The sequence below is a fragment of the Roseburia sp. 831b genome, from assembly GCF_001940165.2.
Lineage (GTDB): Bacteria > Bacillota > Clostridia > Lachnospirales > Lachnospiraceae > Roseburia.
This window is the reverse complement of sequence record NZ_CP135162.1, coordinates 26,183-38,707: the sequence shown is the minus strand read 5'-3', so window position 1 is coordinate 38,707 and position 12,525 is coordinate 26,183. Positions and strand designations below refer to the sequence as shown.

General features: G+C 40.4%; 11 protein-coding genes. 2 read left to right on the top strand and 9 right to left on the bottom strand.

Annotated elements, in window-relative coordinates; translation table 11 throughout:
- Nucleotides 1-234: 234 nt before the first annotated feature.
- On the bottom strand, nucleotides 235-558 hold the full coding sequence (locus tag BIV16_RS00160) for an MGMT family protein (protein WP_075679961.1): 324 nt from the start codon (nucleotides 556-558) through the stop codon (nucleotides 235-237).
- A gap of 336 nt (nucleotides 559-894) precedes the next feature.
- Nucleotides 895-2,169: an IS110 family transposase gene (locus BIV16_RS00155; protein WP_075680211.1), complete on the bottom strand. Its 1,275-nt coding sequence runs from the start codon at nucleotides 2,167-2,169 to the stop codon at nucleotides 895-897.
- Between the two features lie 295 nt (nucleotides 2,170-2,464).
- Here BIV16_RS00155 and BIV16_RS00150 point away from each other — a divergent pair, with 295 nt between their 5' ends.
- Both BIV16_RS00150 and BIV16_RS00145 read left to right on the top strand, forming a co-directional pair.
- Entirely contained in the window at nucleotides 2,465-4,111 is a 1,647-nt protein-coding gene (locus tag BIV16_RS00150) for a SulP family inorganic anion transporter (RefSeq protein WP_075679963.1), read from the top strand.
- A gap of 388 nt (nucleotides 4,112-4,499) precedes the next feature.
- Nucleotides 4,500-5,573: a hypothetical protein gene (locus tag BIV16_RS00145; protein ID WP_075679964.1), complete on the top strand. Its 1,074-nt coding sequence runs from the start codon at nucleotides 4,500-4,502 to the stop codon at nucleotides 5,571-5,573.
- Nucleotides 5,574-5,634: 61 nt separating this feature from the next.
- Here BIV16_RS00145 and BIV16_RS00140 read toward each other — a convergent pair whose 3' ends face one another.
- The 7 genes from BIV16_RS00140 to BIV16_RS00110 all read right to left on the bottom strand — a co-directional run bounded on the left by BIV16_RS00140 (nucleotide 5,635) and on the right by BIV16_RS00110 (nucleotide 12,462).
- Nucleotides 5,635-6,462 carry an energy-coupling factor transporter transmembrane component T family protein gene (locus tag BIV16_RS00140; RefSeq protein ID WP_075679965.1) on the bottom strand — a complete coding sequence of 276 codons (828 nt, stop codon included), beginning with the start codon at nucleotides 6,460-6,462 and terminating at the stop codon, nucleotides 5,635-5,637.
- A complete protein-coding gene (locus BIV16_RS00135) occupies nucleotides 6,455-8,164 on the bottom strand; it encodes an ABC transporter ATP-binding protein (RefSeq protein WP_075679966.1) in 1,710 nt (569 codons plus the stop codon). The genes BIV16_RS00140 and BIV16_RS00135 overlap by 8 nt, the downstream gene beginning before the upstream one ends.
- Nucleotides 8,165-8,170: 6 nt before the next feature.
- Nucleotides 8,171-8,725 (bottom strand): ECF-type riboflavin transporter substrate-binding protein, encoded by a 555-nt coding sequence (locus BIV16_RS00130; RefSeq protein WP_075679967.1) that lies wholly within the window; start codon nucleotides 8,723-8,725, stop codon nucleotides 8,171-8,173.
- Between the two features lie 170 nt (nucleotides 8,726-8,895).
- Entirely contained in the window at nucleotides 8,896-9,324 is a 429-nt protein-coding gene (locus BIV16_RS00125) for a CBS domain-containing protein (RefSeq protein ID WP_075679968.1), read from the bottom strand.
- 34 nt (nucleotides 9,325-9,358) lie between these two features.
- A complete protein-coding gene (locus BIV16_RS00120) occupies nucleotides 9,359-10,696 on the bottom strand; it encodes a replication-associated recombination protein A (protein ID WP_075679969.1) in 1,338 nt (445 codons plus the stop codon).
- 144 nt (nucleotides 10,697-10,840) lie between these two features.
- The gene (locus BIV16_RS00115) at nucleotides 10,841-11,599 is read right to left on the bottom strand and encodes a DUF3307 domain-containing protein (protein ID WP_075679970.1); all 759 of its coding nucleotides are present in this window, start codon (nucleotides 11,597-11,599) and stop codon (nucleotides 10,841-10,843) included.
- Entirely contained in the window at nucleotides 11,590-12,462 is an 873-nt protein-coding gene (locus BIV16_RS00110) for a SatD family protein (RefSeq protein ID WP_075679971.1), read from the bottom strand. The genes BIV16_RS00115 and BIV16_RS00110 overlap by 10 nt, the downstream gene beginning before the upstream one ends.
- Between the last annotated feature and the right edge of the window lie 63 nt (nucleotides 12,463-12,525).

Genomic DNA, 12,525 nt, shown 5'->3' with positions numbered 1-12,525 from the left:
TCTTTTCTGAGCAGGTCCTATGAATATCTATTTTTAATAGCTTTTCGAAATATATCCTATAAATACCTATTCCGTATCTCTATTCAAAATAATTTTTCTAAGCATGTCCTATGCGTATCTCCTCCGAATACCTATTCTAGCTATCTTCTCTGAGTATCTATTTCAGCTATTTATTCTAGCTATCTCTTTCATATATCTCTTCCGGCTATCCCCTCAGCATCCTTGCCGTCGATTTCAGAACGCAATTCTGCTCCATTGCACCTTTTTCAAATCAACTTTTCCATCAACGACCTCAATTCCGTCCTGCTCCAGCAGATCCTGCTGCCTGTTTCTGCCGCCAAACGCAAAGGCTTCGGACAGACGCCCCTCCCGGTTTACCACACGGTAGCACGGTATCTCATCCGGACTTGGGTTGGCATGTAACGCATAACCGACAACCCTCGCCCACCTGCGGTTTCCGGCGAGCGCTGCAACCTGCCCGTACGTTGCTACATTTCCTTTTGGAATCTGTTTTACAACTTCATATATTTTCTCAAATGTATTCTTTTCCTGCTCCATATTTTCAGAACTCCTTTTCCTCTGATTCTGATACTCTCTAGTGTACTCGAAAATATCCAATTTTTCCATATAAAAATGCTTTTTTCCCCTTGAAATCAAGGTTTTACCATGCTAAACTTTTAACTTGTGGTCTCAAATTTTATATATTTTTTATAAAATTTATATTTTATACACAATTTAACCAAAGAAGCGTTTGTGAGAAAATTTTTCCATCACAACAGAAAGACACGAGGAGTTAGTGTGAAAGAAAGTAGAGGACAGCCATAAATGGGCGCACTTTACTAAGCTGTCTAAATCAGGCAACTTTTTAGAGTGTTATAGATATAGTGAATTAGATTAAGAAGCTAATGGTTCATCAGGAGGAAGTATTCCCTCCCGTTGCAATAGTTTCTTGGCTTGCTTGATAGCTTTTGCCTTTTGTTTTTCAACAAGAGCTACAGGCATATCGATTTTGTAAAGATCGCTCGGATTCCACTGCTCACCAGTAGACAGCATCTGGTAGATGGCAGTAAGAATCATACGGGCAATAGCGATAATGGCTCTTTTCTTGCCACGACGTTTAACAAGTGATTCATATTTCTTTTTGTAGTAAGGAGATTTGTCAGATTTTACGGCTGCATGAGCACACTGTACTAATGCAGGTTTGAGGTAGACACCGGCACGTGTAATCCGAACAGATTTCTTCTTACCAGCAGATTCATTGCTGCCTGGTGTAAGACCAGCCCAGCAACATAAACGTTTGGAACTTGAGAACTGAGACATATCAGTACCGATTTCGGAGATGATAGTGATTGCACTATCACGTTTGACACCCGGAATGGTACAGAGGAACTGGACAGCATTTTCAAAATCAGGATTAGAAGAAATCATATTTTCTATCATTTTATCAACATCGTTGATTTCTGCTGTGATATAATCCATATGTGTGCGGACGAGGCGCACACGGTATTTTTGGGCATCAGTCATCTGATATCCTTCGACGGATTCTATAACAGCATCTTCTTTGGATTTGAGGCTCCGAAGAAGCTTAGATGCGATTTCTTCGTGGTTAATGGATGTACCCGATTGTTCAAGCAGATAGTCGATAATGGACATGGATGACTTCCCAAAGATATCGGAAACAACAGAATCTAATGCAACATTACAGACAGTAAGAGCATTCTGATATCGATTCTTTTCACTTGAACGGCAGGAAACAAGCTTGTAACGATAGCGAGTGTATTCCCTGAGAATACGGACTATCTTACAAGGGATATAGCTGCCTTTGACAAGTCCGAGACGGAATAAATCCCCAATCCATTTAGAATCTTTGGTATCATCTTTGTTGCCTTTCACAGCCTTTACCCACTTGGGATTGGCAATGACAACATTGATCTCATCTTCCAGAAGATTAAAGACAGGAACCCAGTATTTACCTGTGGATTCCATACAGACATCATGGCAATCATTGTCGAGAAGCCATTGCTTGAATTCAAGAATTGAATTGTTAAAGGTGGAAAAGCGCTTCTTTTGGTAAGAAGGCTCAATGCCACCAGTGGTTTTTACAATTGTGGCAACGAGAAAAGATTTGTGAACATCGATACCACAACAGGTTTGATAAGTAACTTTCATAGTCAGACTCCTTTCGTGAATGATAAGAAGCCATTGACTGAACTGCCACACAATTAAACTAAGGTGCTTAAACAATTCTTAGTGTACGGATTCATGATGCCACTTATTTGTGCTTGAAAAGGCAGAACTTACACTGATTATTATGCTGTCTAAAACGAAGAAAGTTATTACAACTCCTCCTCCCGTGCTTTGTAGTGTAGCTTCTTGCAAACTATTTTACAGCACAGTGTAGAGAGTTGGAACACTTTCATTACTATTTGTGCCGCCAGCCGAAGGCGGCGGAATGGAGATTATTATGAACGAATTACGCCCAAAGCTTTTTGATGTAATGAAGGGTTACACCAAAGAACAGCTCATCAAAGATATCATTTCCGGTATCATTGTCGCAATCATTGCATTGCCTTTATCCATTGCCCTTGCGATTGCATCCGGTGTGGGGCCGGAACAGGGACTTTATACCGCAATCATCGCAGGCTTTTTTATTTCCTTTTTTGGCGGCAGTCGCGTCCAGATTGGTGGACCTACTGCAGCCTTTGTTGTCATTATTTACGGAATCGTTGCAAATTATGGCACCGACGGTTTGATTGTCGCAACCATTTTAGCCGGTGCCATCTTAATTTTGATGGGAATCTGCCATTTTGGTTCTCTCATCAAATACATTCCATATACGATTACAACCGGTTTTACCTGTGGTATCGCAGTCACCCTTTTTGTCGGACAATTAAAAGATTTCTTCGGACTCTCCATTGATTCTGTTCCGTCCGAATTTCTAAACAAAGTCATTGCTTATGCCGAAAATATCAGTACCATAAATTGGACAGCACTTGTGATTGGACTTGTCGCAATTGCCATTATGTTAGTCTGGCCAAAGGTTACCGATAAAATTCCAGGTTCTCTGGTGGCTATCATTGTCACAACTGCCATTGTTTATTTTGCAAAATTACCGGTCAACACCATCGGCAGCGTTTACGGAGAATTGAATTCTTCTTTTCCAACCTTCCATGTGCCGGCACTTTCCATGAACCTGATTCAGCAGATGATTTCCCCTGCTTTTACGATTGCAATTCTGGCAGGTATCGAATCTTTGCTTTCCGCTGTCGTTTCAGACGGTATGATAGGCGACCAGCATAAATCCAACGCCGAACTGATTGGTCAGGGACTTGGTAACATTTTTTCCGGTCTTTTCGGTGGAATTCCGGCAACCGGCGCTATCGCCAGAACCGCTGCCAACGTAAGAAATGGTGGCCGTACTCCAATCGCCGGCATTGTGCATTGTATTACGTTAACCATTATTTTGTTGGTCTTAATGCCTCTCGCCGCATTGATTCCAATGACAACCTTAGCCGCTGTGCTTCTTGTCGTAGCTGCTAACATGGCTGACTGGACTTCCTTTTTCCATCTTTGCAAAACAGCACCAAAAAGCGATGTCATTGTTCTTGTCGCAACATTTCTTCTGACCGTATTCTTCGACCTTGTCGTCGCAATCGAGGTTGGTGTCGTGATGGCGGCTATGTTATTTATGAAGCGTATGGCTGAAACTGCAGATGTAAAAGCATGGAAATACACAGACGAGCCGGATGTCACCCCTGGTGAGGCAGAAAAAATGCGTGAAATCCCGCACAGCATCCGCGTTTTCGAAATCAGCGGACCATTATTCTTTGCCGCTGCTGACCAGATTTTAGCCATCAACAGCGACAAATCTACAAAAGTAGTTGTCATCCGAATGAGAAGCGTTCCAGCCATCGACGCAAGTGCAATGAAATCTCTCCGTGAATTAGCAGACCGTGCCAAAAAGAAAAAGATTACCCTGGTCTTCTCTCACGTCAATGATCAGCCAATGTCTGTCATGAAAAAAGACCATTTCGTAGAATATGTCGGTGCAGAAAATTTCCACAAAAATATTGTAGAAGCTCTCGACTATGCAGAAAATCTTGTAAAATAAATTTTCAAAACCAGGCCCCCGAAACAGATGCATTCTGTTTTGGGGGCTTTCTTATGTTCACTCATCAAAACAAAATAGACTTGACCTTGTGCGATTTGTCAACAAGGAACTTGTAAGCTGCCTTTTGACACTCAAATCTTTCTCAAAATTTGCAGAAAAATTTTTTTTGTATTATAATTTATCTAATAAGAACCTATTGTAATTAAGGTGGTAAAAGATGGTTCTATAACTTGGTAGTGGATAAATTACACAAAGACAGAGCTATTTTGCGACTATGGAAGAACATTAGAACAAAATACATCTGGATTTGTGCAATTTATCCCTCCAAAGACTATGCACCATCTTTTACCGCTCTAATCCAACCACCAAAGAAAGTGAGTACTCTCGCATGAAAAAAAGAACCAAAATCTTGATTGGCGTCCTTTCCATTCTTGTGATTGCCGGCGCTACCAGCTCAATTGGTTTCTGGGTTTATCACACCTATCAGGAGCAACAGGAAATCAGCAGCATGGACACTTCCATCCAGGAGCAGTACCGTTCCTTCAAAAAAGAAGATGACCGCCTTGAAAAATTAAATCTTTATGAAAGTTTAAAAGCGGAAGCCAAGGATTATAAAGACTCTGATTCTGCTTTGGACGATGTTACGACAACCTATCAGAAAACGTTAAAGAAAATGAAACATTTCTTTACGGATGATTACGATAGCTGTATCCAGTCTAATACCTTGTCCAAAAAGGAGCTGTCCTCAGACAAGGATGCTGTCACCAAATCCATCAAGGCTTTTTCCGATGAGCTTGCTGTGATACATATTGAAAAAGATACCGTCTTAACCAACGACGAATTCAATGAATATAAAGAAAAATTAAACAAGCTCATCACTACCTACACCGATCAGCTTGCTGTTTTAGATAAGGAGGACACACTTGCCTCCTATGATAAGAAAATCAAAAACAATACGATAGATGCCGCTTCCACAGAGGATGCAAATCTTTTATCCAAAGCAAAAGAAGCACTTTCAGATTGTTTAGACAATATCAAGGATGATAACATCTGCAACGATGACGAGCTTGCTTCCTATGAAGAACAGATTCATGGATTGATTGCTGGCTATGATGCAAGGCTGCAGGAACTTGAAGTTGCATCCGCAGCAGACTCCCATTCAGAAACGGATTCTGGTCAGAACGCTGCCCCAAAACCAGATAGCTCCTCTGATGCACCAGATGCTTCCTCTGAAAACGAAAAGACTCCTCATAGCGTTTCCACATACGATGTCACCACCTGGCGCCTGAAATGCAACTACAACGGTACTTGCTACATGGCACCGGATAACGTATCCTCCCTCTACTTCGACCAGGGACATACCATTGACATTCGCATCGTAGAAACCGATGAGAACGTAAACATCCAATGGTACGATACCGTTACCGGAATCTTATACAATAGCCATGGGAACCAGATATAAAAAGCAACGTGCAATGATAAATATTGCACGTTGCTTTTTTCTGGTTTCCTTCCACCCTCCTCTATTGGAACGGATTGTAGAAACGGCTTCCATCCGCAAATGTGATTGCCAGGCTTACCACCGCAAATACGAATACAACTACAATTACAGTTATATCTTTCGATGAAAGTTTCTTACCGGAATACCAGGTTCTTTTTTTATTTTTTCCAAAACCACGCAGTTCCATTGCATTACTTACCACATCAATTCTATCCATACTGGTGAAAATCAGTGGGAACAGAATGGACGATACATTTTTGATACGGTCTATAAGACCTGCTTTGGAACTCATCTCAATTCCACGCGCTTCCTGCGCATGCTTAATCTTCGTGAAATCAGCCTGGACATCCGGGATATAGCGCAATGCAATCGCAATGGAATAACTGATTTTATAGCTGACACCAATCTTGTTCATAGATGCCGCAAACTCGCTCGGATTGGTAGTCAAAATAAACATTAAGACCGCCGGAATTACCGTGAAATATTTAATCATAATGTTTAACTCATAGAAAAGCTGCTCTTTGGTAATCGTGTAATGACCTGCAAGATGCAGCAAATCTGTCTGTGTTCCATAAATTTTTACTCCTTCATACGGGGAAAAAAGAAACACTGCCAGTAAATTCAGGCATAGGAAAAACAGAATGAACTTAAATACGGTTGAAATCTGTTTCCACTCAATTTTTGAAATCCGAAAAATAATCAGACTGCTGATTAACATAAACAAAAGAATTCTTGTATCATACGTTATCATGCTGACAATGGACCACGCAAGAAAGAAAATCAGTTTGGTCAGCCCACTCAACCGGTGAATCCAGGTATCTTTCGGGTCATAAGTTAAAAGTCTAGACATCGCGCCCTACCTCTCTTTCGTACTGTATAAAACATTCTACAAAGGCAGACGGCTCGTCGATATCGCAACGCACCGCCAGATCGTAGAGCGATGTTTTTTTCAAATATGCTCTGTCCGAAATCTCTTCATTGGTCAGAATATTTGCCGGCGTATCGTCCGCTAACATTTGACCATCGGCAATTACAATTGCACGATCTGTATATTCCAGCATCAGGTGCATATCATGTGTAATCATTACAATTGTGATTCCAAGTTCCCTATGAATTTTTCTTAAAAATTCCATGATTTCTGTATAATGATGATAATCCTGTCCTGCTGTCGGCTCGTCTAAAATTAAAATCTCAGGATTCATCACAAGGATGGATGCGATTGTGACACGTTTCTTTTGTCCAAAACTAAGTGCCGATACCGGCCAGTTTCGGAATGGATACAGTCCACAAATCTTTAACGTCTCAAATACCCGTTCTTTTACCTCTTCCTCCGGCACTCCTCTTACACGAAGTCCAAGCGCTACCTCATCAAAAATCATCGGCTTGGAAATCATCTGATTCGGGCTTTGCATGACAAGACCAATTTTCTCTCCGCGCTCCTTAATCGAGTATCCCGAAAGGTCCTCTCCATTTAAATAGATTCCGCCCTCGTCCGGCTGCATAAAACCACAAATTAAGCTTGCAAGGGTTGATTTTCCAGCACCATTTTTTCCAACGAGTGCTACCATTTCTCCTTTTGCAATGGAAAAATCTATATGCGAAAGAACAGGCTGCCCTGGCACATAAGAAAAGCTCAAATTACGAACTTCAAGCGCCGGCTCCCTGTCTGATGTTTTCTTGGTTAGTTGAACCTTACCATACCAGTTCTGCACACGCTCCTTATATGGCAAAAGATTCATCGATTCAATATGTTGTGGTAAATCCGCTCCCTTTATGGTACAGCCGGCATATTTTAGTGCCGTGATGTATAGTGGCTCACGAATTCCCTGCTCTTTTAAAATCTGACCTGCCAGAAGTTCATCTGGTTTTAAATCTGAGACGATTCTTCCGTCCCCTACTACAATAATACGATCTACATCACGGTATAAAACATCCTCCAAACGGTGTTCAATGATGACAATCGTTGTGTTTTTCTCTTTGTGAATCCGGTCAATCAAATCAATGGCACGTTTTCCTGTCGCCGGATCTAAATTGGCAAGCGGCTCATCAAAAAGCAGAATATCCACGTCATCGACAATAACGCCCGCCATCGAAACACGCTGTTTCTGTCCGCCTGACAATGCATTCGGTGCATGGTCTAAAAAATCTGTGATGTCAACCGTCTTGGCCACGCGATTCACATGGTCAAACATTTCTTCCTGTTCGATACAGTCATTTTCCATGGAAAATGCAATATCCTCCGCTACCGTAAGGCCAATAAACTGACCGTCCGTATCCTGCAAAACAGTTCCCACTAACTTCGACATTCCGAAAATTCCAAGTTTTGCCGGGTCCTGCCCCTTAATTTTTAAACTTCCCTTACTCTCACCAGTAAATGAAAATGGAACCAGCCCGTTGATGCAGTGGGCAAGTGTTGACTTTCCCGAGCCGGATGGTCCCACAATCAAAACCTTCTCTCCCGGATAAATCGACAGATTGATATCCTGGAGAGTTGGTTCTACCTGTGATCGATATTTAAAGGAATAATCTTTAAATTCGATAATTGGTTCCATAAAATCTTAATCTTCCTTTGTAAGACTGGATGATTTTGCTCCAATCTTAGAATATGCTGCTGTTAAAATAGTTCCTAATACACCAACTGCAATGATGTTTGCAACAAATGCTGCTGCACCCTGAACGAATACTTTGTTGGCTGGTTCTGCATAAATCAAAATATCTAATACAGGTGCTACGACTACCCATGCTACAAGGTTTCCAACAACCTGAACGATATTGAATTTTACCATCTGTTTTGTGGTAAATCCGCCTTCTTTTACAGCAAACCGTTTTGCAAAAAGACCCATTGCAATTCCAAATACTGCATCTGGGAATACCCAGCTCCACCATACGCTGCCGTAGAACAATGCATCACCGATTGCATGACCTGCAAGTCCCATGATTCCACCTACTACCGGACCAAATACTGCTGCAAAAAATGCTAATAATGCAGCTCTTGGCTGTAAGGATGTGTTTGGAATAAATCCAAGCGGAATCTGTACGTTTGTCAACACAATGAACAGTGCTGTACCAATACCAGTTGCGACAACTTCTTTGATACCAAATTTGTTTTTCATAATGTACTCCTATCTGCTGCATGATATACAGCCTTTTCTCTTTAAGCTAATTACACTTGTAGTTTTGTTAACCGACTTTCTCCCATACATCATAAGCTATCAAGACTGTTTTTTCAATAAAAATATCACGCTATTTTTTAGCATAATTCCATTTCAATCCATGGAAAAATTTATTTTGTTTTCTCTTTCTCTTCCTGTTCTTTTACCTTCTTCGCCAGATAAACAATGATATCTTTTCTGGTTACAATTCCGATAAACGTCTGGTCGTCATCCACCACCGGAACAAAGTTCTGATTCGTAATCTTATCGTAAAGATTTTCCATGGATTCCTGTACATTGACAGCCTCGTTATCTCTTCTACGTGGTACCTCCATAATTCTGATTTTCTCCATGCGATGCACATCCGGGTAATCCTTATCCTTCATTTCCCACAAAATATCACCCTCTGTGATGGTTCCAATATACTTTCCGTCTTTGCTTAAAAGCGGAATTGCAGAATATCCGTGATATTCCAGGCGCTCCACAACCTGGCGCAGGGAATCATCTTCCTCCACATACGCCACCTCTTCTTTTGGTGTTAAAAAAAATAAAATATTCATCGTTCGTTTACCCCATTTTTCTTATTTTTATTCTCTAGGAATGTTTCTTACGAAATTCTCTGATTTCCTCTAAGCGTTCCTTCACCGCTGCTTCTTTTCCCTGATTGGTTGGGTGATAGTATGTGTGATTTGCAATCGAATCTGGCAGGCACTGCATTGCCGTCACCTTCTCTTTGGTATCATGCGCATACACATAGCCTTCTCCATAATGCAAATCCGACATCAAATCCGTCACGGCATTTCGAATCTGAAGCGGCACCGGCTCGGAGAGCATTTTCTGTGCATCCTCTCTTGCTTTTCCGTAAGCCAGATAGAGCGCATTTGATTTCGGCGCCATGGAAAGATAGACAACCGCTTGCGTTAAATTGACATTGCACTCCGGCATTCCAATAAAATGGCATGCCTGATAACAGGCAACTGTAAGTGGAAGTGCATTGCTGTCTGCAATTCCAACGTCCTCGCTTGCAAACCGAATCAGTCTCCTTGCAATGTAAAGCGGGTCTTCTCCCGCCTCTAACATTCTGGCAAGCCAATAGATGGCCGCATCCGGGTCACTGTTTCGCATCGACTTGTGCAGCGCAGAAATCAGGTTATAATGCTCTTCTCCATCCTTATCATAAAGAAGCGCCTTCTTCCCGATGCACTGCTCCACCACATCCTTATCCACAACAATCGTTCCGTCCGGCTGCACGTTTCCATTTAAAACAGACATTTCCAGCGTATTCAAGGCTGTTCTGGCGTCCCCATCACAAAATGCCGCTATAAATGCAATGGATTCCTCCTCCATCTGCACCTTTAGATTTCCAAGCCCTTTGGGGTTCTTTAGCGCATTCCTTAAAATCTGCTCGATGTTCTCTTTTGTCAATACTTTTAACACAAACACCTTACACCGGGACAAAAGCGCTGCATTTACCTCAAAAGACGGGTTCTCCGTTGTCGCCCCGATTAGCACAATGCTCCCTTTTTCCACATAAGGAAGAAATGCATCCTGCTGTGCCTTATTGAAGCGATGAATCTCGTCCACAAACACAATCGTTTGGATTCCACAGAAACGGTCCTGTTCAGCCTGCTTCATGATGTCTTTAATCTCTTTGATTCCGTTGTTCACCGCACTGAAATTGGTGAACTTCGACTTCGTATGCTTTGCGATGATGCGTGCAAGTGTCGTCTTTCCCACTCCGGGCGGCCCCCAGAAAATCATCGATGATATCTGGTCTTTTTCTAGAATCTGACGAAGCAGCTTTCCCGGTCCAAGCAAATGTTCCTGTCCCACATATTCCTCAATCGACTGTGGACGCAGTCTGCTTGCAAGCGGTGCGCTCATATCAAATTCTTCCTGTGAACTTGTATCAAACAACGAAATCTGCTCCATGTTACTCTCCATTTCCAAGTATCTTATGTTTTGGCGAAAATATCAATCTCATCTGTAAAAAGTTTTCACATCATATCTTATATTTTGCGAACATTTGTTTGTATTATATCACATACTGTAAGGAAAAGGAACTCTAAAAATTATCTAGGCAAGACCATAAAATTTACATATAACGATATTTCCTATTGCAATTAATGCACTCAATAGTGTTCCAACCAGATACTTTTCAGCAAACGATTTGTTTTCTAATTGCTTGAATCTTGCTAAACTCTTTGCCGTTAACACAAATCCTATTGCACCAAATTGTCCCATTAATCCAAGTATTAAAATTATTTCTCTTTCCAATATTCCAATCCAGGAACCTATTTTTGCTCCTTCATTTTCTATATTTCCTTTTACGTCCGCTATTTCATCCGCCTGTTCTATTGTCTCAGGTATCATTTTGAATACTAACGAAACAAAAATTGCTGCAGGCTTCCAACACACTAAAGCAGCTACAATAACTACAATACAATTTTTCACGTTTATTGTTATCCCATTTATCACCCATTCCTTTTCCATCTGAGAACCAAATTGTTGCTTTATAATATAAACACTCAAAAGTACTACTATAATATGTATTGTCTGATCAGCAAGAAAAAATATATACTCATATTTAGCAACTTTCTTATCACATCTGCCCTTAAATAAATCTATCATAAGGTGACTTAGAAAAACAAAACTTGATATTATCAAAGTCCCCACAATTTTTCTACACAGTATATAAAAGCATATTCCTATCACAATTGAATAAATCAAACAATGTATTAGCATATATTTTATCAAGTTCTTCTTTTTTTCAGCCATCTTATCCGTCTGAACATAAAAATCCCCAATAATATGTCCCAGTAAAATTAATTCCATCTACTTCCTCCATAATGTTTTTTCACATATTGCAATGCCACATAATCTAATTCTCTTATTTTATTAGAATTACCTCTTCTCATAATTGATACCACATTCTGCCTAGAGCATCGCAGTATCTCTGAAATAATCAACGCTGTATTTTTCTTAATAATAGCCGATTCTGCATCCGCTATCTCTCCATTTATATAAATTGGCAACACGGCTGGTATCTCATTCAGATTCAAAACTTCTTGTTCCATAACAATATTTCTTCTTGAATATACTCCCCTGTTTTTTGAGCCTAACCTATATTCAAATTTAACTGCAATTAATTCTTTCACAACATCATATCTACCCAACTTAATACTTGCCGGAACGAATGGGAACAGCAGCTCCATTAAAACCTGAACCATATTTTGCATATATACCTGCTGCCTTTTTAAAGGTAAAGATGCATTCATTAAATGATTTGCTAATATATCATCATTATCTGAACAAATTCGAACATTCTGTAACTGCATGCTGCGCGCCGCTTCAATTGCTTGTCTAGCTTTATGATAAGCTGGTCCATCTTGTTGTGTAGACAATCCTTGTTCCATCTTTACAGTCCAATCACCGATTCCAATACCAGCCCTTATCTTAACTGGGTTCACAAGCATTTCTAACATTCTGAAATATAACAACGCTGTAACAACATCATGGAACAATCCTTGAAGTTCATCACCCGCACTAAATGTAACCTCACATTGCATTCCCTCATCAAATAAAATGTTAAGATTTTTGATGCATTTATCTATATAATGCTGCATTTCGTTTCGATCGTTGATATCGTATGATTTTGACTTTTCAATATCCATTATTAATGAAACATATTTTTTCATAAGTGCACCTCCATTTTTCATATATTTTAAAACTTATATTTTATTTTTGCAATTGTTTTTGAT

Bases quoted from the DNA above. Each gene is read 5' to 3' on its own strand.
- BIV16_RS00115 (WP_075679970.1), bottom strand. From the start codon at position 11,599: ATGGAATTAATTTTACTGGGACATATTATTGGGGATTTTTATGTTCAG.
- BIV16_RS00120 (WP_075679969.1), bottom strand. From the start codon at position 10,696: ATGGAGCAGATTTCGTTGTTTGATACAAGTTCACAGGAAGAATTTGAT.
- BIV16_RS00160 (WP_075679961.1), bottom strand. From the start codon at position 558: ATGGAGCAGGAAAAGAATACATTTGAGAAAATATATGAAGTTGTAAAA.
- BIV16_RS00145 (WP_075679964.1), top strand. From the start codon at position 4,500: ATGAAAAAAAGAACCAAAATCTTGATTGGCGTCCTTTCCATTCTTGTG.
- BIV16_RS00130 (WP_075679967.1), bottom strand. From the start codon at position 8,725: ATGAAAAACAAATTTGGTATCAAAGAAGTTGTCGCAACTGGTATTGGT.
- BIV16_RS00150 (WP_075679963.1), top strand. From the start codon at position 2,465: ATGAACGAATTACGCCCAAAGCTTTTTGATGTAATGAAGGGTTACACC.
- BIV16_RS00135 (WP_075679966.1), bottom strand. From the start codon at position 8,164: ATGGAACCAATTATCGAATTTAAAGATTATTCCTTTAAATATCGATCA.
- BIV16_RS00140 (WP_075679965.1), bottom strand. From the start codon at position 6,462: ATGTCTAGACTTTTAACTTATGACCCGAAAGATACCTGGATTCACCGG.
- BIV16_RS00125 (WP_075679968.1), bottom strand. From the start codon at position 9,324: ATGAATATTTTATTTTTTTTAACACCAAAAGAAGAGGTGGCGTATGTG.
- BIV16_RS00155 (WP_075680211.1), bottom strand. From the start codon at position 2,169: ATGAAAGTTACTTATCAAACCTGTTGTGGTATCGATGTTCACAAATCT.
- BIV16_RS00110 (WP_075679971.1), bottom strand. From the start codon at position 12,462: ATGAAAAAATATGTTTCATTAATAATGGATATTGAAAAGTCAAAATCA.